This is a genomic window from Myxococcus eversor (genome assembly GCF_010894455.1).
Lineage (GTDB): Bacteria > Myxococcota > Myxococcia > Myxococcales > Myxococcaceae > Myxococcus > Myxococcus eversor.
This window is the reverse complement of sequence record NZ_JAAIXY010000005.1, coordinates 378,997-400,438: the sequence shown is the minus strand read 5'-3', so window position 1 is coordinate 400,438 and position 21,442 is coordinate 378,997. Positions and strand designations below refer to the sequence as shown.

The window sequence follows — 21,442 nt, the reverse complement described above, 5'->3', positions numbered from 1 at the left end:
CCCCATGAGCGAGCAGAACACCATCCGCTGGGACAAGGATGCCGACGGCATCGTCATCTTGACGCTGGATGACCCCAACCAGTCCGCCAACACCATGAACGCCGCGTACCTGAAGTCCATGCGCGCCACGGTGGACCGGCTGGCCAAGGAGAAGGCCGACATCACCGGCGTCATCCTCACCTCCGCGAAGAAGACCTTCTTCGCCGGCGGCGACCTGAACGACTTGCAGCGCATCCGCAAGGAGGACGCGAAGCAGGCGTTCGAGCTGGTCCAGGAGATCAAGTCGCACCTGCGCACGCTGGAGACCTTGGGCAAGCCCGTGGTCGCCGCCATCAACGGCGCGGCGCTGGGCGGAGGCCTGGAGATTGCCCTGGCCTGTCACCGCCGCATCGTCGCGGACGTGAAGGGCGCGCAGTTGGGCCTGCCGGAAGTGACGCTGGGCCTGTTGCCCGGTGGCGGCGGCGTGGTGCGCACGGTGCGCATGCTGGGCATCGTGGACGCGATGATGAAGGTGCTGCTCCAGGGCCAGCGCTACCGCCCGCAGGAGGCCAAGGAGGTCGGCCTGGTGCACGAGGTGGTGGAGTCCGTGGAGGCGCTGCTGCCCGCGGCCAAGGCGTGGATCAAGGCGAACCCGACGGCGCAGCAGCCGTGGGACGCGAAGGGCTACAAGATTCCGGGCGGCACGCCGTCCCATCCCGGCCTCGCGGCGAACCTGCCCGCCTTCCCCGCCAACCTGCGCAAGCAGATCAAGGGCGCGAACATGCCCGCGCCGCGCGCCATCATGGCGGTGGCCGTGGAAGGCACGCAGGTGGACATCGACACCGCGTTCACCATCGAGTCGCGCTACTTCACCGAGCTGGCCACCGGCCAGGTCGCGAAGAACATGATTCAGGCGTTCTTCTTCGACATGCAGCACATCAACTCCGGTGGCGGCCGGCCCAAGGGCTTCCCGCAGCACACGGCGAAGAAGGTCGGCATCCTCGGCGCCGGGATGATGGGCGCGGGCATCGCCTACGTCTGCGCCAAGGCGGGCATCGACGTGGTGCTCAAGGACGTGAGCCAGGAGTCCGCGGAGAAGGGCAAGCAGTACTCCGTGAAGCTGGTGGAGAAGGCCATCCAGAAGGGCAAGTCCACGAAGGAGAAGGGCGACGCGCTCCTGGCGCGAATCACCCCGACGGCGGACGCCGCCCAGCTCAAGGGCTGCGACCTGGTCATCGAGGCCGTGTTCGAGGGCGTGGAGCTGAAGCACAAGGTGTTCCAGGAGGTGCAGGACGTCGTGGCCCCCGACGCGGTGCTGGCGTCCAACACATCCACGCTGCCGATTACGCTGCTGGCGGAGGGAGTGAAGCGCACGGAGGACTTCGTGGGCATGCACTTCTTCTCCCCCGTGGACAAGATGCCGCTGCTGGAGCTCATCGCCGGCAAGAAGACGAGCGACGCGACGCTGGCGAAGGCCATCGACATCGCGGTGCAGATTGGCAAGACGCCCATCGTCGTCAACGACAGCCGGGGCTTCTTCACCAGCCGCGTCATCGGCACGTTCCTCAACGAGGCCATCGCCATGGTGGGCGAGGGAATCGCTCCGGCGTCGATTGAACAGGCGGGCCTGCAGGCCGGCTACCCGGCGGCGCCCCTGGCGCTGATGGACGAATTGACGCTGACCTTGCCGCGCAAGATCCGCCTGGAGACGAAGGCCGCAGCGGAGGCCGCGGGCCAGACGTGGGTGGAGCACGGCAGCTACGCCGTCGTGGACACGCTCATCGACAAGCACGGGCGCAAGGGCCGCTCCACCGGGTCGGGCTTCTACGACTACGTGGACGGCAAGCGCGCGAACCTGTGGCCGGGGCTCGCCCAGCACTACACCAGGCCGGGCCACACCATCCCCTTCGAGGACATGAAGGAGCGCATGCTGTTCGCGGAGGCCATCGACACGGTGCGCTGCTTCGATGAAGGCGTGCTGCGCTCGGCGGCGGACGCCAACATCGGCTCCATCCTGGGCATCGGCTTCCCGGCATGGACGGGCGGCGTGGCCCAGTTCATCAACGGCTACGAGGGCCCCAGCGGCACGGGTCCGCGGGGCTTCATCACCCGCGCGCGCGAGCTGGCGCAGCGCTACGGAAAGCACTTCCTGCCCCCCGCGTCGCTCGTGGAGAAGGCCGAGAAGGGCGAGTTCTTGAAGTAGCCGCGCGAATCTCACGCAAGGAGAAGTCCCATGGCCCAGGGTTCCACCCGCCTCGCCGCTGTCCCGTCTTCGTTCGATGCGAAGGCGCTCGTCGAAAAGCAGCGTGCCTACTTCGAGTCCCGCGTCACGCTCCCGCTCGAGTGGCGGCGGGCGCAGTTGGAGACCCTGGGCCATGCCGTGCGCAAGTACGAGGCGGAGATTTTCGCCGCCCTCAAGTCGGACCTGAACAAGAGCGCGGAGGAGGCGTATCTCACCGAGGTCGGCAGCATCTACGGGGAGATAAAGAACGCGCTCAAGCACGTGAAGTCGTGGATGAAGCCGCGCAAGACACCAGCGCCCATCGTCATCCAGCCCGCGCGGGCCTATCAGTACGCGGACCCGCTCGGCGTGACGCTCATCATCGCGCCCTGGAACTACCCGTATCAGCTGTCGATCGCGCCGCTCATCGGGGCGCTCGCCGCGGGCTGCACCGCCGTGCTCAAGCCCAGCGAGCTGGCCCCGGCGACGTCGAGCGTACTCACCCGGCTGCTGTCCGAGGCGTTTCCAGCGGACGTCGTCACCGTCGTGGAGGGGGACGCGGAGACCAGCCGCGCCCTCCTCGCGGAGAAGTGGGACCTCATCTTCTTCACCGGTGGCACCCAGGTGGGTCGGGTCGTCGCGGAGGCCGCGGCGAAGCACCTGACGCCCACCGTCCTGGAGCTGGGCGGCAAGAGCCCCTGCATCGTGGACCGGAGCGCCGACCTGGAGGTCACCGCGCGCCGCATCGCCTGGGGCAAGTTCGTCAACGCGGGCCAGACGTGCATCGCGCCGGACTACGTGCTCATCCACCCCGAGCTGAAGGAGCGCTTCGCCGCGCTGGTCCAGAAGGCCGTCACCAGCTTCTACGGCGCCGACGCGCGCACCAGCAATGACTACGGCCGCATCATCAGCGCCCGGCACTTCGAGCGCGTCTCGGCGCTCGCGGGGCACGGGAAGGTGGCCTTCGGCGGTGAGCGCGAGGCGTCCTCCCGCTTCTTCGCGCCCACCGTCATCACCGACGCGCCCCTGTCCAGTCCGCTGATGCAGGAAGAGATTTTCGGTCCCCTCCTCCCGCTGGTGGACTGCCCGAGCATCGACGAGGCCATCCGCTTCGTGCGCTCGCGGCCCAAGCCGCTCGCCCTCTACAGCTTCGCCAAGGACGCGGCCGTCAACGAGCGCGTCCTCACGGAGACGTCGAGCGGCGGCGCGGTGGTCAACGACGTCTGCGTCCACTTCGCGGTGGAGGGCCTGCCCTTCGGCGGCGTGGGCGAGTCCGGCCTGGGCGGATACCACGGCCAGTCGAGCTTCGATGCCTTCAGCCACAAGAAGAGCGTCGTGAAGCGGCCCTTCCTGCTGGACCTGGCCATGCGCTACCCGCCGTACGTGGGCAAGCTCGGCCTCTTCAAGCGCCTGATGTAGCAACGGCCCCCGGGGTGTTCCTCCCGGAGGCCGCCGTGCTTCAACCGCCCACCCGTGACAGGCCTTCCGTGCCCGTCACGGGTGAGTCGTTTTCAGAGCGTCTTCATGTACTCGATGAGGGCGTAGCGCTCGCTGTCGGAGAGCGACTGGGTGAAGTCGTGGCCCCCGTTGCCGAGCCCGTACAGGTGCGAGTTGAAGATCATGCGGGAGTTGATCTGCTTCTGGCTGATGGGCGGCGGCGACTGGTACGCCAGCGAGTTGTAGTTGGCGACGACGTTCGCGATGTTGGCGAACAGCACGTCCAGCGTGGCCATCTCGTGGCTGCAGGGGATGAAGGGGTCATTGGCCGGGCGGTCTCCACAGGCCAGCGCCGTCACCTTCCAGCCGAGCTTGTCGAAGTCGTAGGAGGCGAAGCTCGGGTCGAAGCCCGCGTTGGTGCCCAGGTTGTTGGTGGAGGTCTGCAGGCGCTTCCACACCTTGGGACGGTCCGACGGCTTCAGCACGCCCCAGAGGGTGGGCACGCTGGAGTTGTGGAAGTACGGGGCGGAGGCCCACGCGCCGTAGAGCGGCGTGGCTACGTAGCCGAACGGTTTGATCCACGCGTTGGGCCCTTCCGGTGAGTACACGGGCCCCATGCCGGTGTCATACGCGGCGCGCGGCACGCGGCGCAGCGCGCTGGAGATGGGGTCGTCGTAGAAGGGGCCGTGGTTGGGGTGCTCGTCGTTGTAGGCGAGGAAGGACGTGTTCCACGCGCGGCGCTTGCGCTCGTCCGCCATCAAGTCCTTGCGGGCCGGGTCCGTGCGGATGGTTTCAATGGGGGTGATGACGCCGGAGATGCCCTTGAGGCGGGGGTCGGGCAGGTACGCGGGGTTGGCCGCGTAGCGCGGCGAGTAGACGCCGTGGCAGCTCGCGCAGGAGCCGTTGCCCGGGGTCTTCGGAATGGTGGCGTTGGCGCCATTGGCCCACAAGTCACGCTCGTGGAAGAGGACCGCGCCCTGCTCGGCCAGCGCGGTGTTGATGGCCTTGGGGTAGGCGGGGGGCGACATCGAGACGAAGAAGTTGTCGTTGTCCTCGAACTCGGCGGTCAGCGCGCGGCGCTCGGCCGCGTTGCGCCCCAGGTTGGCGACGGCGAACGCCATCTCCGAGCGGACGTTGTCGGACGTCAGCGCGCCGTCCCAGAACTGGCGCGTCTTGAACGCGCGGTACCACCAGTTGGGAGCGCGGGACATGCCACCGGCGTGGGTGGGGAAATACTCGAGCAGGCTGGGCACCAGGGCCAGCGAGTCCATGTCGAAGAGCGCGGGCAGCAGGTCGACAATGCCAATGGCGTCGCTCATGCCGCGGCCCACGCTCCAGGGCACGGGGGCAATCTGGAAGACATTGCCCACCACGGTGGAGCGGAACATGTCGGACTGGATGAGGCCGGCGTCCAGCGCGTCGTTGGAGCGGCCCCACACGAAGCCCGACTCCGACTCCGTGCCCAGCCGCGAGTCATGACAGCCCGAGCAGGTGGAGCCGATGGCGCCCGTCCAGCGGCCGTTGGAGTCGCGCTCCTGCACCAGGCCGAGCGGGAGCTGACCGCTGCCGCCGTTGGTGAGGTTGGGGTTCTCCCAGGGCATCGGATAGGGATTGCGGAACGGGGCCTTCGACATTCCGTAGCGCTTGATGACCTGCTCGTCGAAGTCGGAAGGGCGGAACAGATAACCCCACAGCGTGTACATGGTGTAGTACGCGGTCGCCGTCGAGAAGGGCTGGAAGTACGCCCGGGTCTCGATGTTCTTCTTTCCACGGGCGACGCTCGCCCGGAACTCGCCACAGTTCTTCGGGTTGGGTGCCAGCGTCGTCACGAACGGCGGCGGCGGGTTGTGCAGGTCCACCCAGTACGCGTTGAACTGCACCGCGGCGCCCGGCTTGTTGACGCCCGGGACGACGAGGGTTCTGGGGTCCACCGGCAACAGCGTGGAATCCGGCTGGCCCTGACACGCCGACCCGAACGGAGAGCGGTTCGCCGTCACATCCAACAACGGCGGGTCCGCGGCCTCCGCCCGGGTGACGACCAGGGCCAACAGCAAGGAACTCGAAAAAGCCCACTGACGACTTCGGTGCAGTCGCATGCGCGCAGCCCTCCATTGCTTATTGGCACTCTGACAACAGCGCGATAATCAGGCCCCAGGGTGAAGGCGCACAATACGCAGCGCGTCATCGAATCCGGGTTTTGGAGGGTTTGGGCGACCTAATGGTGCGTGAATACACGTGTTTTCAGAGCACGCCGCAGCGACGCCAATCGTCGAGATATCGCCCGACCACCACTCGGTCCAGCAGGTGGAACGCGAGGCCCGCACCAGCAACGGCGGGGATCAGCGGGCAAACAAAGACTCACACCTCCGGTTCCGATTCAATCCCAGCCATTCCCTTCACGGGCGACAAGTCCCGCGCCCGTGTGGCACCGCGAGCCAGCTCAGAAGGCGCGCGGGCAGGACGGCACCTCACACGCCCGGTAGGGGTGGCCATCATCCGTCAGCAAGATATTCCGCGTTGCGGAATATCCGAAGACCGTCGTATCAATGAGGTCACAACGCCCCTTCACCGGGGAAGACCTCCGTGCACCTCGACGCTCGCTCCTCGCCCCCTGTCCTCCCCCCTCTGGAAACGCCGTCCGCCTGGAGCGCCGACGCGGCAAAGCTTCCATCCCCTGGACGCGTCCGTTCGTGGCGGCCCTGGGTCTGGTTGCTCGTCCTCCTGGGCCTTTCGCCCGGAGTGGAGGCCAGCTCGCGCTTCGAGTTGGACGCGCCGTTCAACGTCGGGCTGGACCGCTCCTACGTCTTCTTCTCGCCCAATCGGATTCGACGGGTGGGAGACCCGGAGCCCTCGCACCTGGTGTTCGAGGCCCAGGTCGCGCCCAATCTCTTCCTGCCTCAACTCCACATCGGCCACGCCACGCCCACGCTGGGTGAGTACATCCTGAGCGCAGTGGTGACGCCGAACATCCGGCTGCGCATGCTGGCGCAGGAGTCCAGCCCCGTCATTCCACCGTCCTTCATGCCCAAGCTGACGCTCCAGGCGGCGCACCTGTGGAAGCCGTGGCTGGATGACCAGGGCAAACCCAAGCGTCTGGCCCTGTCGCTCATCAACCTCTCCGTGGGGCACTACTCCAATGGGCAGGCGGGGTGCTTCTACGCCAACCAGAGCAGCGAGGCGGAGGGCGGCTGCGCGTCCGTCGAAGGCGCATTGCCACTCAATGAGACGAGCGGCGACTTCTCCACCAACTTCATCCGGCTGGAGGCCCAGTTCCGGCTCGTCGAGAACATCGACCTGGCCCGCCGCTCCGCATGGAGCTTCGGCGTGGGAGCCTTCATCGAGCGCAACTCCTCACTCGCCTTCGGCGGCATCACCCCGGAGATGAGAGAAGTCTATGGCGACGGACATGTCGGTTTTGGCCTCCTGGTGGAGCGGCAGTGGTTCGAACACCGCTTCCGTGTGGAGGGCAACGTCAACGGCCCCTTCGGAGAGACACCTTCGCAACGGTGGACGTTCAACGTGGAGGCCGCCGCCCTCCCCCGCTGGGGCGCGGGCTTCGGCGCGTTCGTCCGGTACGTGCACGGACAGGACTACCTCAACATCCTCTTCCTGGAGCCGGTGAGCCTGGTCCAGTTCGGCCTCATCTTCGAGCTGGGCCCCGGCCTGCGCGCCCGGAGCGGCCCGTCCGGAGACCCGCTGGGCCCCACGTGAGCGCGCGGACCGCCAATTCCTCCCACCTTGCCAGACCTGTCCCCACGCTTGCCATTGACATTTATGTGCCCTGACAGCTCCTCAATTCCTGCATTCCGCGCCATAATGCCAACATCGCTGTTGGGGAGGCTCGCGATGTTCAACGTCATGCAGGTCGCAAGGCAGCTCAAGAGCGCGGTGCTGGCGGACCCTGAGCGTTTCTATACGAACGAGACGGGCGCCTGGGTGACTGGGCTTCCAACACCGCAAGAGATTCGCGTCAGCACTGGACGAGAGCCCTTCTGGATCAACCTGGGCTACTGGCGGGACGTGGAGCGGGTGGACGAGACGAACTGCGAGCGGGTGGGTGAGCTGTTCATGGCGGCCCAGGCGCAGATGGCGCACCTGCTGGCGCGGACGGCGCGGCTGGGCGAGCGCGACGCGGTGCTGGACTGCGGCTTCGGTTATGCGGACCAGGACATCCTCTGGGCGGAGGCGTATCGCCCCGCGCGCATCGTCGGCGTCAACGTCACGCCCAAGCAGGTCCACATCGGACGGGAGCGCGTGCGGCTCACGGGGCTGGACGGCGTGGTGAAGCTGGAGCTGGGCTCGGCGACGCGGCTTCCCTTCGGCACGGGTGACTTCGACGTCGTCTTCGCCCTGGAGTCCGCGATGCACTTCCGGACGCGCGGCGACTTCCTGCGCGAGGCGTTCCGGGTGCTGCGCCCGGGCGGGCGCCTGGTCATGGCGGACATGTGCCAGAAGACGGACCGCGAGACGGGCACGGGGCTGCGGCGCCGCCTGCGTCACCGCTACTGGCGGGGCCGGATTGCCTTTCCCGAGGCCAACGTCTGGACGACCCAGCGCTATCTCACCGAGCTGCGCCAGGTGGGCTTCCAGCAGGTCCGGCTGGACTCCATCGCCTCGGATGTCTACCCCGCGGTCAACACCGCGCTGGCCGCGCTCAGGGGCATGACGGCCGCCGAGAAGCAGCCCGGCAGCGTCACCGTCGCCAAGGTGCGAGAGGACGTCCAGCGCGCGCGGCAGATGGAGTTCGAGCAGCTCCAGTGGCTCACGCTGTTCAACTGCGACGAGTACGCGGTGGTCTACGCGGAGAAGCCCTGAGCCGGGCACGTCCTCACCCGCCGTCCGGAAGGAAGTGACTCCGGACGGTGGGGTGTCGTCGCGCTCCGGGCGACGCGTTCGTCAGACGAGCGAGGCGACGTAGAAGTGCGTCGGCAGGTGGACGACGAGCGCGGTGTGAATCTCACCGCACACCGCCAGGCCCTCGCGCGGGAAGATGCCCGGAGGCGCCTCCGCGAAGCGGATGGAGGAGCGGCCACTGTCGAAGATGGTCGCCGCCGCGGTGAAGTCCCCGACGATGACCTGCCCGGGGTCCACCATGCGCGCGCGAGCGATGCGCACGCCCATGGCGGTCAGGTCCGCCAGCAGTCCACCGCGTCCCACGAAGTACCGGTAGTAGTCCGCCGGGTTGACGAGGATGCCGTCGGCGCTGCCGCCCATCTGCTCCACCCTGTCACACGCGGCGAGCAGCGATGAGACAGGGTCCGAGAGCGCTGGCAGGCGGGCAATCCCTGGCGTCTCCAGGAGCCCGCGCACACGGTCTCCTCCGCGTCCGCGCGCGAGCGCCTGGTTCTCCGCGGTGCACAGCCGCACCAGCAGCCGGAAGTCGATGAACGTCGCCAGCGTCTCCGGGTCATCGAGCAGCGCCGGAGGCACTTGAATCCAGGCCGTCGTCGGCTTGAGCGTCGCCAGGTCCGTGTGGAACTCGAACGCGGCCTCGGGCCGCAGGCCCACGTCCTCCACCGCCACGGTGGGCGCCGTCTTCGGCGGTGTCTCGTGCCAGTACTTCACCTTGGCACCGTCCGCCTTCGCGACCTTGAAGAGGCCGCGCACGGCGATGCGCGGACGTCGCTTGAAGCCCGGGAAGGCCTCGGTGATGGTGTGCGGGAAATCCACCGAGGCCTTCGCGCCCTGCGTGGCGACCGCCTGGGCGAAGACCCTTCCGGGCGAGAGAACGGGCTGCTCCACTGTCTCGTTCGAGCTCATGTCGATCCAGGGCCTACTCGCCCCAGTCCTCCTCTACCTCGGGTGCCTCTTCGAGCCGCAGTGGATTGAGGCCCACCACCTCCAGCTCGCCGTCACAGCCCGTGCACGTGAGCACCTCGCCCTGCACACGGCCCGTGCCGTCGATGGGCTGAGAACACGTGGGACACAGAGCCTGCCCGGTCTCTTCCGCCTGCTTCGTCAGTGCTTGCATGCCCTTGCTCCTTGTTCAACCGCCGTCGCTGTCGCTGACGGCAACGGGTTCATGGGGCGCGATGTTTCACACCCTCCCTGAGTCCCAGGCGCGTGCAGTCTGGGAGCCTTCTCCGCCCTCGTCAAGGCGAGCCACGAGAGGCACGCGAGTGCAGCGAGGCGGCATTTCTCAGCTGCCTCGGCAAGAGCGATTTCTGTGCTCCACTGTCGCGACGTCCCATGTCCATCCGGCGACTTTCGAGTCATCCGTCGTTTCGTGCCTTCAGTCATCCAGCCTACGTGAAGGTCTGGTGGGGAGGGCTCATCTCCACGTTGGGGACGTGGATGGAGCTGGTCGCTCTGGGCATCTACGTGACGGAGACGACAGGGCGCGCGGAGTGGATGGGCCGCATCACCGCGCTGGCATTCCTTCCCTCCATCGTGCTCGTCCCACTCGCGGGAACGCTGGCGGACCGGTTCGACCGGCGGGCCTATTTGGCGGTGTGCACGCTGGCGCAGGCGGTGATTGCCGGAGCGCTCGCGGTGCTGGCGGCCACGGGGCGGCTCACGCTCACGCCGCTGGCCATCCTCTGCGTCCTGCACGGCTGCATGAGCGCGCTGACGCTGCCGGTCTTCTCCGCGATGACGGCGGTGATTCTTCCGTCCGAGCAGCTTCATAGCGGCCTCAGCCTGGACCTGGCGCAGGCCAACCTGGGACGTATCTTCGGCCCGGCGCTCGCGGCCCTCATCCTCACGCGGGGAGGGGTGGCGTGGGCGTTCGTGTTCAACACAGTCTCTTTCGTGGCGGTGCTGGTGGCGCTGGCCTCGATGGGACCGGTGCCCCGGGGGAATCCACGACCTGGGGAGGGGCTGTGGAGTGGAGTCAAGCGCGGGCTGCTCGCGGCGCGTGAGGACGTGGGCATCGCCGCGGCGCTGGGCGGCACGCTGGGCGTGGCCGTGCTCATCTCGCCCTTCATCGCGCTGGTGCCGGTGCTCGCGTTGCGGGTGCTCCAGGGCGACGCGGCCACGGCGTCGCTGCTCACCACGGTGCAGGGCGTGGGCGCGGTGACGGCCGCCGTACTGGCGGGGACGCTGGCCGAGCGTTGGGGGCGAGGAGCGCTGCTGGAGCGGACGATGCTCCTGCTGGGGCCCGTGGCCGCCGCGTACTGGCTGTCTCCGAACGTGCCCATCGCGGGGACGTTCCTCTTCGTGCTCGGCGCGCTGTACCTGCTCGCGGTGGGAGGACTGAGGACGTTGTGCCAGGGGCGCGCGAGCGCGGAGATGCAAGTGCGCGTGAGCGGCCTGTTCAACCTGGTCCTCAATCTGGGGTACTCCGGCGGCGTGTGGTTGCAGGGAGCGCTCGGGGACCGGCTGGGACTGCGCGCCGTCACCGCGTGCGCGGCGCTGTTGTTCTTCGCGCTGGCGCTGAGCGTGCGCGTGCTGCTGCCGGGCCGGCTCGCTTCGCTGGAGGCGCGCGCCCCTCCTCCATCCACATGAACGCGGCTCATGCGGACACGCTCCGGGGCTGGGCCTTCGCATGGGCTCGCGCCAACGCGTCGCGCAACAGTGCGACGAGTTGCTGGACGCCCGGATGCCGCAGCAGCGCGTAGTGGTCTCCGGAAAGCGTGTGGACCTCCACGCCGCCCCTCGCCAGCAGCTCCCACTCGTGGACACGTGGCGACTCGCTCGACTCGATGGAGAGCAATACGCCTGAGTAGGGCCTCGGCACATAGCGCCATGCGGCGCGAAGGTTGGACTCGAACACCTGGCGCAGCGCAGTGAGGCCCGACTCGGGCAGCGCCGCGGCCTGACGTCCCGCCTCCTCCAGGAGCCGCAGCACCTCATCCGGAGAGAGCCGTGAGAGTTCCTCCTCGGAGCACGGCAGGTCCGCGCCCGCCGCGCGCAGCAAGTCCCTGAAGAAGAGCGCGCCCAACCTCGCGGGCTCCAGCCACTCGCGGTCCACCACACCTCCTGGATGGGCTCGCGCATAGGTGTCGATGAGCACCAGCAGGTCCACCTGCTCGCCTTGCTCCTGAAGCTGCTGAGCCATCTCGTAGGCGAGCGTGCCGCCCAGGGACCACCCTCCGAGCAGGTAGGGCCCCCGCGGCTGCACGGTGCGAATGGCGCGCAGGTGATGCGCCGCCAGCGCCTCCACGCTGTCGTGGGGCACCCCCTCGCCGTCGAGTCCCGGAGCCTGCAATCCATAGAACGGCTGGTCCGGCCCCAACAGGTGCGCCAGCTCCGCGTAGGCGAGCACCGTTCCTCCCACGGGATGGATGCAGAAGAACGGACGCTTCGCCCTTCCGCTCCGCAGCTCCACCAATGACGACGATGGCCCCAGCGCTTGCTGCAACACGCCTGCGATGCGCTCCACCGTCGCGCCCTGGAACAACGTCGCCACCGGGAGCGCGCGTCCGGTCAGCTCGCGAATCCGGCCGAGCAGCCGCACGGCCAACAACGAATGGCCGCCCAGTTCGAAGAAGTCCTCCCGAATCCCCACGGGATGCAGGCCCAGCGTCTCCTCCCAGGCACGAACGAGCTGAAGCTCCAGCGAGGTGCGCGGAGGAACACGCGCCACCGAGCGCACCGTCACTTCCCCCTCCGGCTCGGGCAGCGCTCGGCGGTTCACCTTGCCGCTGGGCGTGAGCGGCAGCGAGTCCAGCGGCACGAAGAGTCCGGGCACCATGTATTCGGGCAGTCGCTGCTTGAGGAAGCTTCGCAGCTCGGAGGCCGCCGGAGGACCGCCCTCTCCGCCCACGACATAGGCCACCAGGCGCGTGAGACCCGAGCCATCCTCGCGAGCCTCCACCACGCAATCCTTCAGCGCCGGGTGCCGCGCGAGCACGGCCTCGATCTCCGCCAGCTCGATGCGATAGCCACGGACCTTCACCTGCGCATCGCGTCGCCCCAGGAACTCGAGCGTCCCGTCCGGTCGATATCGCGCGAAGTCGCCCGTGCGGTACAGCCGCGCCCCAGGCGCGATGTCGAGCGGGTCCGGCACGAAGCGCTCCATCGTCAGCTCCGGACGGTGGAGGTAGCCACGCGCCAGCACCTCACCTCCGAGATACAGCTCCCCCGGGACACCGAGCGGAACGGGCGCCTGTCGCGAGTCCAGCAGATGGACGCGGGCGTTCGCGATGGGCCGGCCGATGGAGGGCAGGTCTGGCCACGACTCGGGGTCCCCTTCCAGCGTGTGGGCTGTCACCACGTGCGACTCCGTGGGCCCGTAGTGGTTGTGCAGGACGCAGCCGGGCAACCGCCGCGCGAAGCGTCGCAACGCGGGTGTCACTCGAAGCTGCTCGCCCGCCGTCACCAGCTCGCGAAGTCGTCGCGGCGCGAAGTCTTCGCGGTCCGCCACCTCCGCCAGATTCTGGAGCGCGACGAACGGCATGAACAGTCGTTCCACTTCACACCGGTCCATCAACTCCAACAGGGCGTGCGCATCCAGGCGCAGCTCCTCGGGGATGAGCACCAGCTCGCCTCCCGCGGCCCAGGTGGAGAACAGCTCCTGGAAGCTCACGTCGAAGCTCAGCGGAGAGAACTGGAGCGTCCGGGCCTTCGGCTGAAGGGACACACCGAGCTGCCACTGCACGAGGTTGAGCAGCGGCCCGTGCGGCATGGCCACGCCCTTGGGCGTGCCGGTGGAGCCCGAGGTGTAGATGACGTAGGCGAGTGACTCCGGCCTCGCCACCGGCTCCAGGTCCGCCGAGCACTCCTCCGCGAAGCGAGCCGCCTCCGTATCGAGAGCCAGCCCGCGAGCGATGCCCTCCGGCAGTACACCCGCGAGCGAGGACTGCGTGAGCAGCCACGACGCACCCGACGAACGGAGCATCCACTCCAGATGCTCGCGCGGATAGGCGGGATCCAGCGGGACATAGGCACCGCCCGCCTTGAGGACGCCCAGCACGCCCACGGCCAGGTCGAGTGAGCGGCGCACGCACAGCGCCACCGGAACATCAGGGCCCACTCCTCCACGGCGGAGGAAGCGCGCGAGTCGGTTCGCTCGCTGGTTCAGCTCGCCGTACGTCAGCGTCTGTTCTCCGAAGCGGACGGCGATGGCGTCGGGCGTGCGCGCGGCCTGCGCCTCGAAGAGCACATTCACGCAGGGCGCCGAGGAGCGGGGTGCCTCGGTGGCGTTCCACTCCACGAGCAGACGGCGCCGCTCCGCTTCCCCCAACAGTGGCAGCGACTCCACGTCCTGTCCCAGATGGGAGAGCGCGGCCTGGAGCAGCCGCGTGTAGTGCCCCGCCATCCGCGACACCGTCTCCTCGTCGAAGAGGTCCGTGTTGTATTCCCAGTACGTCACAAGCGACTGGGGCAGCTCACGCACGAAGAAGGTGAGGTCGAACTTCGCCATGCCCGGCTCGAAGGACACCTCCTCCACCGCGAGGCCGGAGAGCGACACCGGCGCCGTGGGCCCCGGCATGACGAACATGACCTGGAACAGCGGCGAGCGACTCAAGTCCCGGCTCGGCTGGAGAGCATCCACCAACTGCTCGAACGGAAGGTCCTGATGCGCGAAGGCGCCCAGACACGCACGCCGCACCCGCCGCAGCAGCTCCCGGAAGTTCGCGCCTTCCGTCTCCGTCCTCACCACCAGCGTGTTCACGAAGAAGCCCACCAGCGCTTCCACCTGCCTCCAGTTTCGTCCGGAGATGGGCGTGCCCACCACCACGTCCGTCTGTCCGCTGTAGCGCGCGAGCAGGGCCTGGAACCCCGCCAGCAGCGTCATGTACAGCGTCACCCCCTCCTTTCGGCTCACCTCGCGCAGCGCGCCCGCCAGCTCCGGAGGAAGCCGCACCGCCAGATGGCCGCCGTTGAACGACTGCATGACGGGCCGAGGCCTGTCGGTGGGCAGCTCCAACACAGGAGGCACCCCGGCGAGCTGCTGCTTCCACCACGCCAACTGCTTCTCCAGCACCTCCCCCTTCAACCACTCCCGCTGCCACCTCGCGTAGTCCGCGTACCGCACCTCCGTGCGTCGCTCGTCGACCGCCTTCCCGCCCACCTTCGCCGCGTACGCCTCGCTCAGCTCCCGCTCCAGCACTCCCACCGACCACCCGTCGAACACGATGTGGTGCACCACCCACACCAACACGTGCTCATCCTCCCCCACCCTCAACACCTTCCCCCTCAACAGCGGGCCTCGCTCCAAATCGAAGGGCCGCCGCGCCTCCTCCTCCACTCGCGCCAGCACCGTCCCTTCCTCCACATCCTCCATGCGCAACTCGAACTCCACCTGCTCGTGGATGCGCTGCACCGGCCTGCCGTCCACTTCGCCGAAGGTCGTCCGCAGGGACTCGTGCCTGCGCGCCACTTCGTGGAACGCGCCCTCCAGCGCCTTCACGTGCAGCGGACCCTTCAGCCTCACCGCGAAGGGCATGTTGTAGGAGAAGCCCTCGGCATCGAGCTGGGAGAGGAACCACAGTCGCTGCTGCGCGAAGGACTGCTCCGCCACGGCGCTCGGGGGCCCTCGCACCAGCGGCGGTGGTGCCGCGCCCCTGGCATCCTCCAGCACGTCCTCCAGGTGCTCGGCGAGCTGGGCCACCGTGGGGGACTCGAAGAGCACGCGGACCGGGAGCTCGCGACCGATGACCTCCTTCAAGCGCGACACCGCCTGCGTCGCGAGCAGCGAGTGTCCTCCCAGCTCGAAGAAGTGAGCCTCGACACTCACGCGCTCCAGCCCGAGCAACGGTCCGAAGACCTCCGCGACCACCCGCTCCATCGCGGTGCGCGGCGCCACGTAGCCACCGCGAGCCTCCTCCGCGCGCGGCACGGGCAGGGCCTTGCGGTCCACCTTCCCCGTGGGAGCCAGCGGCAGCGTGGGCAGCGACACGAAGGCCGAGGGCACCATGTACTCGGGCAGCTTCGCTTGCAGCAGCGCGCGCGACTCCGAGGGCTCCAGTCGCTGGCCCTCCTGGAAGACGACGTAGCCCACGAGCCGTCGATCTCCCGGCACGTCCTCGCGGACGACGGCCACCGCGTCGCGCACGCCAGGCAGGGCTCGCAGCACCACCTCCACTTCGCCCAGCTCGATGCGGAACCCGCGCAGCTTCACCTGCCCATCCAGGCGGCCCAGGAACTCCAGGTTCCCATCCGCGAGCCAGCGGGCCCTGTCCCCCGTCCGGTAGTAGCGCTCACCGGGCACCGCGCCGAGCGTGTCCGGGACGAAGCGGTCCGCGGTCAGGTCCGGTCGACCATGGTAGCCATGCGCGAGGCTGGCGCCCGCGACACCCACCTCGCCCGGGACACCCATGGGGCAAGGCGCGCCCTTCGAGTCCAGGACGTAGAGCCGCACGTTGGGGATGGGCTCGCCCACCGGAGGCAGCGCGGGCCACGACGACGGTGGGCCCGAAGCCCTCCAGGCGGTGACGACGTGCGCCTCCGACGGCCCGTATTGATTCTCCAGCACGCAGCCCGGGAGCCGCTCGAAGAAGGCCACCAGCGCCGGAGTCACCTGGAGCTGCTCTCCCGCCGTCACCACCTCCGTCAATGGCGGCAGCACGTCCTCCGCGCCGGCGGCGTCACACACGGCCTGGAGCGCGACGAAGGGCAGATACAGTCGCTCCACCCGGTGCCGCGCCATGTACCGCAGCATGGCGCTGGGGTCCCTGCGCAGCTCAGGGGTGATGAGCAGGACGCGCCCGCCCAGGCACCAGGTGCCGAACAGCTCCTGGAAGGAGACGTCGAAGTTGAGCGAAGCGAACTGGAGCGTGGTGGCGTCCGGCTTCACCGTGCGCCGCAGCAACCACCAGAGCATGTTGCCCACCGCGCGGTGGGACATGACGATGCCCTTCGGCCGGCCGGTGCTTCCCGAGGTGTAGACGAAGTAGCAGTTCGTCTCCGGCGAGACGTCGACGGAGGGAGCCACGGTGGGGCGCCTGGCGATGGCGGCGCTCTCGTCCTCCAGACACACCAATCGAGCCCCTGTGCCAGGAGGCAGCGCCGCGACGAGGTGCGACTGCGCCAGCACCACGGGCGCGCACGTGTCCTCCAGCATGAGCGCGAGTCGCTCGACGGGCCAGGTCGGGTCCAGCGGGAGGAAGGCCGCGCCCGCCTTCAGGGTCGCGAGCACCGCCACCGGCATCTCCAGGCTCCCCCGGTCCAGACACAAGCCCACGGAGCCGTTGGGTGGGACGCCCAGCGCCACCAGGTGCTGCGCGAGCTGGTTGGCGCGCGCGTCGAGCTCCCCATAGGTCAGCGAACGAGTGCCATCCGAGACCGCCTCCGCGTGAGGCGTTCGCGCGACCTGCGTCTCCACCCAGCGATGCATCAGCCCCGGCACACAGGTGGAGTCCTGGCGCGAGCCCCAGTCGATGAGCAGGCGCTGTCGTTCGACGTCCCCGAGCAGCGGAAGCTCCAGGACCTGTCGCTCCGAGGACGTCACCGCCGCGCTCAACAGCCGACCGTAGTGCCCGGCCATCCGCGACACCGTCGCCTCGTCGAAGAGGTCGGTGTTGTATTCCCAGTACGTCACCAGCCCCCGCGGCGTCTCCCACGCGAACAACGTCAGGTCGAACTTCGACACCCCGGGCTCGAAGTCGAGTTCCTCCACTCGAACACCGTCCAGGTCCAGCGGCGACAGGGTGCCGGGCATGACGAACATGACCTGGAACAGCGGCGAGCGACTCAAGTCCCGGCTCGGCTGGAGCGCGTCTACCAGTTGCTCGAACGGAAGGTCCTGATGCGCGAAGGCGCCCAGGCACGCGCGCCGCACCCGCCGTAGCAACTCCTGGAAGCTCGCGCCCTCCGTCGCGGTCCTCAGCACCAGCGTGTTCACGAAGAACCCGACCAGCGCCTCCACCTGTCTCCAGTTCCGTCCGGAGATGGGCGTGCCCACCACCACGTCCGTCTGTCCGCTGTAGCGCGCCAGCAGGGCCTGGAACCCCGCCAGCAGCGTCATGTACAGCGTCACCCCTTCCTTCCGGCTCAGCTCACGAAGCTGTCCTTCCAGCCCAGCGGGAAGCGCCACCCGCTTCAGCACGCCACGATAGGTCCGCACCGCGGGCCGCGCCCGGTCCGTCGGCAGCTCCAGCACCAGCGGTGCTCCCGCCAGCTCCTGCTTCCACCACGCCAACTGCTTCTCCAGTACCTCCCCCCTCAACCACTCCCGCTGCCACCTCGCGTAGTCCGCGTACTGAACCTCCAGGCCGGGCCGCTCCGACGCATCACCGCGCACCTTCGCCGCATACGCCTCGCTCAGCTCCCGCTCCAGCACCCCCACCGACCACCCGTCGAACACGATGTGGTGCACCACCCACACCAACACGTGCTCGTCCTCCCGCACTCTCAACACCTTGGCCCTCAACAGCGGACCTCGCTCCAAATCGAAGGGCCGTCGCGCCTCCTCCTCCACGCGCGCCAGCACCTCTCCGTCCGCCACGTCCTCCACGCACAGCTCGAACCCCACCTGCTCGTGGATGCGCTGCACCGGCCTGCCGTCTACTTCGCCGAAGGTCGTCCGCAGGGACTCGTGCCTTCGCATCACCTCGCGGAACGCCGCCTCCAGCGCCTTCACGTCCAGCCGCCCGCTCAACCGTCGCGCGAAGGGGACGTTGTAGGAAATCCCTCCCGCATCGAGTTGCGAGGTGAGCCAGAGCCGCTGCTGCGCGAAGGACTGCTCCACCACGCCACCGTGTGGCTGATGCGCCAGCGGTGGCGGCTGCGCGCCGTGATTCTCCTCCAGTCGCTCCGCGAGCCGCGCCACGGTGGGCGACTCGAACAGGATTCGCACGGGCAGCTCGCGTCCCACCACCTCTCGCAACCGCGACACGGCCCGGGTCGCCAGCAACGAGTGGCCCCCCAGTTCGAAGAAGTGGTCCTCCACGCCCATCCGCGTCAGGCCGAGCAGGGGCGCCAGCACGTCCGCCACCACCTGCTCCATCGCCGTGCGCGGCGCCACGAACTCGCCTCGCGCGTCCTCCGCTCGCGGTGACGGCAGGGCCTTCCGGTCCAGCTTCCCGTTCGGAGTGAGCGGAAGCGCCGGCAGCGGGACGAACGCCGAGGGCACCATGTACTCGGGCAGTCTGCTCTGTGCATGCGCCCGCAGCGCTTGAGGCGTCAGCGCCGCATCCGCGGAAGGGACGAAGTACGCGACGAGCCACCGACCTCCGGGCCCATCATCACGCGCCAGCACCGCCACCTCCCGCACCTCGGGATGCGCGGCGAGCGCGGACTCCACCTCACCCAGCTCGATGCGGAAGCCTCGCAGCTTCACCTGACCATCCAGCCGACTGGCGAACTCCAGCGCCCCATCGCGACGGAAGCGCACCCGGTCTCCCGTGCGGTACAGCCGCGCTCCCGGCTCCGTGCTGAAGGGATGGGGCACGAAGCGCTCCGCCGTCAGCTCCGGCCGACCGAGATATCCCCACGCCAGTCCATCGCCTCCCGTGTACAGCTCGCTCCACACACCGACGGGCACCAGCGCCAGGTCCGCGTCCAACACGTAGACGCTCGTGTTCGAGATGGGCCGCCCGATGGGCACTGACTCGCCGACTCGCGGCACGTCCGTCAGTCGATGCGTGGTGGTGAAGGTGGTGTTCTCCGTCGGGCCGTAGCCATTGGTGACGGCCCCACCCCGAGCCAGCCGCGCGCGAACGGCTCCGGGCGACACCACGTCTCCTCCCGTGAGGACCTGACGAACACTCGCCAGCGCATCGGGCCGGGTGGCCATCACCTGCTCGAACAGCGCCGAGGTGAGCCACAGCGTGGTGATGCCATGCCGCGACAGCACGCCTTCCAGTTCCTCCACCGCGGGCGCGTGCTCCGAGAAGACGACCAGCTTCCCTCCGTTCAGCAGCGGTCCCCACAGCTCCAGCGTGGCCGCGTCGAACGAGATGGGCGCCAGTTGCAGGAAGACCTCGTCCGCGCCCAGCTCCACGAAGCGGGAGCCCTTCACCAGCCGCACCACGGCCCGGTGCGGAATGCACACGCCCTTCGGTCGCCCCGTCGACCCCGACGTGTACATGACGTACGCCAGCGCCTCGGCGGGGACCGACACCCGGGGGGCCTCCTCCGACTCGGTGGCGAACCGCGCCCACGACGACTCCAGCGCGATGACCTCCCCGGCCACCGAGGGAAGTCGCGAGCTCAGCGACGGCTGGACCAGCAACACCTGGAGCCCCGCGTCCTCGCACATGAAGGCCAGTCGCTCGGGTGGATAGGACGGGTCCAACGGCACATACGCGCCGCCGGCCTTCAGGATGCCGAGCGTCGCCACCACCATCTCCAGCGAGCGCCGGGTGAACAGTCCCACCCGGCCGCCAGCCGCCACCCCATGCCGCCGCAGGTGATGCGCGAGCTGACAGGCTCGACGGTTCAGCTCCGCATAGGTGAGCCGGGCGCCCTCGAACTCCACGGCGACGGCATCCGGAGTGCGCGCCACCTGTGCCTCGAACACCTCGTGGATGCTCGCCTCGCGAGGGTACCCGGTCCGCGTGTCGTTCCAATCGACGAGGAGCTGCTCCCGCTCGGCCGTGCTCAACAAGGGGAGTTCGGAGACCCGCAGCTCGGGATGCGCCACCACCGCTTCGAGCAACCGCACGTAGCGCTCGGCCAGCCGCGCCACCGTCGCCTCGTCGAAGAGGTCCGTGTTGTATTCCCAGTACGTCACCAACCCTCGGGACGTCTCGCGCGCGAACAAGGTGAGGTCGAACTTCGACACGCCCGGCTCCAGCGGAACGTCCGAGGCGTCCACGCCCTCCAACGCCAACGACGATGCGGGCTCGCCCTGGAGCACGAAGGCCACCTGGAACAGCGGCGGGCGACTCAAGTCCCGCACCGGCTGGAGTGCCTCCACCAGTTGTTCGAGCGGCAGCTCCTCGTGAGCGAAGGCTCCCAGGCACGAGCGCCGCACCCGCTTGAGCACCTCCTGGAAGGGCACGTCGTCGACGCGTGCTCGCAGCGCCAGCATGTTGGCGAAGAAGCCGATCATCCGCTCCAAATCCCGGGAGCCTCGTCCCGCGAAGGGCGAACCGACGACGATGTCCCGCTGCCCGCTGTAGCGCGCCAGCAACACCTGGAACGCCGCCAGCAGCGTCATGTACAGCGTCACCCCCTCCTTCCGGCTCAGCTCGCGAAGCGGCCCCTCCAGCGTCCCGAGCGGCGGCAACCACGTGAGCGCCCCCGAGAATGTCTGCACCGCCGGCCTCGGGTGGTCCGTCGGAAACTCCAACACCAGCGGCGCTCCCGCCAGCTCCTCCCTCCACCACGCCAACTGCTTCTCCAGCACCTCTCCCTTCAACCACTCCCGCTGCCACCTCACGAAGTCCGCGTACTGGACCTCCACGCGTCGCTCGTCGCCCCCCTTCCCCGAGTACGCCTCGCTCAGCTCCCGCTCCAGCACTCCCACCGACCACCCGTCGAACACGATGTGGTGCACCACCCACACCAGCACGTGCTCGTCCTCCCGCACCCTCAACACCTTGGCCCTCAGCAACGGGCCTCGCTCCAAATCGAAGGGCCGTCGCGCCTCCTCCTCCACGCGCGCCAGCACCTCTCCGTCCGCCACGTCCTCCATGCGCAGCTCGAACTCAACGACCTCGTGGATGCGCTGCACCGGCGTGCCGTCGACTTCACCGAAGGTCGTTCGCAGCGACTCGTGCCGCCGCATCACCGCGCGGAACGCCTCCTCCAGCGCCTTCACGTCCAGCCGCCCCTTCAGCCTCGCGGCGAAGGGAGCGTTGTAGGCGAGCCCCTCCGAGTCGAGCTGCGCGAGGAACCACAGCCGCTGCTGCACGAAGGACTGCTCCACCACGCCACCGTGCGGCTGGTGCACCAACGGAGGCCGGCGCCCCGCTCGCTCCACCTTCGGACGGGTGGACTGCTCGCTCTGCGACATGGTGCTCCTCGAGTCCC

The 21,442-nt window shown here is 68.7% G+C and carries 9 protein-coding genes; 5 read left to right on the top strand and 4 right to left on the bottom strand.

Features of this window, described 5'->3' with window-relative positions; genetic code table 11:
- Positions 1-4: 4 nt before the first annotated feature.
- Both G4D83_RS13000 and G4D83_RS12995 read left to right on the top strand, forming a co-directional pair.
- On the top strand, positions 5-2,182 hold the full coding sequence (locus tag G4D83_RS13000; protein WP_163865038.1) for a 3-hydroxyacyl-CoA dehydrogenase NAD-binding domain-containing protein: 2,178 nt from the start codon (positions 5-7) through the stop codon (positions 2,180-2,182).
- 30 nt (positions 2,183-2,212) lie between these two features.
- Positions 2,213-3,619 (top strand): aldehyde dehydrogenase family protein, encoded by a 1,407-nt coding sequence (locus G4D83_RS12995; protein ID WP_163865037.1) that lies wholly within the window; start codon positions 2,213-2,215, stop codon positions 3,617-3,619.
- Positions 3,620-3,711: 92 nt separating this feature from the next.
- On the opposite strand, the gene roxA is transcribed toward G4D83_RS12995, so the two are convergent.
- Positions 3,712-5,733, bottom strand: coding sequence for a rubber dioxygenase RoxA (gene roxA, locus G4D83_RS12990; protein ID WP_163865036.1), 2,022 nt, complete (start codon positions 5,731-5,733; stop codon positions 3,712-3,714).
- A gap of 613 nt (positions 5,734-6,346) precedes the next feature.
- Here roxA and G4D83_RS12985 point away from each other — a divergent pair.
- Together G4D83_RS12985 and G4D83_RS12980 are read left to right on the top strand one after the other, a co-directional pair.
- On the top strand, positions 6,347-7,348 hold the full coding sequence (locus G4D83_RS12985) for a hypothetical protein (RefSeq protein ID WP_163865035.1): 1,002 nt from the start codon (positions 6,347-6,349) through the stop codon (positions 7,346-7,348).
- 135 nt (positions 7,349-7,483) lie between these two features.
- On the top strand, positions 7,484-8,452 hold the full coding sequence (locus G4D83_RS12980) for an SAM-dependent methyltransferase (RefSeq protein ID WP_163865034.1): 969 nt from the start codon (positions 7,484-7,486) through the stop codon (positions 8,450-8,452).
- An 81-nt stretch (positions 8,453-8,533) separates the two neighbouring features.
- Here the strand turns inward: G4D83_RS12980 and G4D83_RS12975 are convergent, their stop codons facing one another.
- Together G4D83_RS12975 and lysW are read right to left on the bottom strand one after the other, a co-directional pair.
- Positions 8,534-9,397, bottom strand: coding sequence for a family 3 encapsulin nanocompartment shell protein (locus tag G4D83_RS12975; protein ID WP_163865033.1), 864 nt, complete (start codon positions 9,395-9,397; stop codon positions 8,534-8,536).
- A 13-nt stretch (positions 9,398-9,410) separates the two neighbouring features.
- On the bottom strand, positions 9,411-9,608 hold the full coding sequence (lysW, locus tag G4D83_RS12970) for a lysine biosynthesis protein LysW (RefSeq protein ID WP_163865032.1): 198 nt from the start codon (positions 9,606-9,608) through the stop codon (positions 9,411-9,413).
- Between the two features lie 218 nt (positions 9,609-9,826).
- Between lysW and G4D83_RS12965 the strand changes: the two genes are divergently transcribed.
- Positions 9,827-11,083, top strand: a complete 1,257-nt coding sequence (locus G4D83_RS12965) for an MFS transporter (protein WP_163865031.1) — start codon at positions 9,827-9,829, stop codon at positions 11,081-11,083.
- Between the two features lie 7 nt (positions 11,084-11,090).
- Here the strand turns inward: G4D83_RS12965 and G4D83_RS12960 are convergent, their stop codons facing one another.
- Entirely contained in the window at positions 11,091-21,425 is a 10,335-nt protein-coding gene (locus tag G4D83_RS12960) for a non-ribosomal peptide synthetase (protein ID WP_163865030.1), read from the bottom strand.
- Positions 21,426-21,442: the final 17 nt, after the last annotated feature.

Coding starts and splice junctions, on each gene's coding strand:
- G4D83_RS12960 (WP_163865030.1), bottom strand. CDS start 21,425: ATGTCGCAGAGCGAGCAGTCCACCCGTCCGAAGGTGGAGCGAGCGGGG.
- lysW (WP_163865032.1), bottom strand. CDS start 9,608: ATGCAAGCACTGACGAAGCAGGCGGAAGAGACCGGGCAGGCTCTGTGT.
- G4D83_RS13000 (WP_163865038.1), top strand. CDS start 5: ATGAGCGAGCAGAACACCATCCGCTGGGACAAGGATGCCGACGGCATC.
- G4D83_RS12980 (WP_163865034.1), top strand. CDS start 7,484: ATGTTCAACGTCATGCAGGTCGCAAGGCAGCTCAAGAGCGCGGTGCTG.
- G4D83_RS12975 (WP_163865033.1), bottom strand. CDS start 9,397: ATGAGCTCGAACGAGACAGTGGAGCAGCCCGTTCTCTCGCCCGGAAGG.
- G4D83_RS12995 (WP_163865037.1), top strand. CDS start 2,213: ATGGCCCAGGGTTCCACCCGCCTCGCCGCTGTCCCGTCTTCGTTCGAT.
- G4D83_RS12965 (WP_163865031.1), top strand. CDS start 9,827: ATGTCCATCCGGCGACTTTCGAGTCATCCGTCGTTTCGTGCCTTCAGT.
- roxA (WP_163865036.1), bottom strand. CDS start 5,733: ATGCGACTGCACCGAAGTCGTCAGTGGGCTTTTTCGAGTTCCTTGCTG.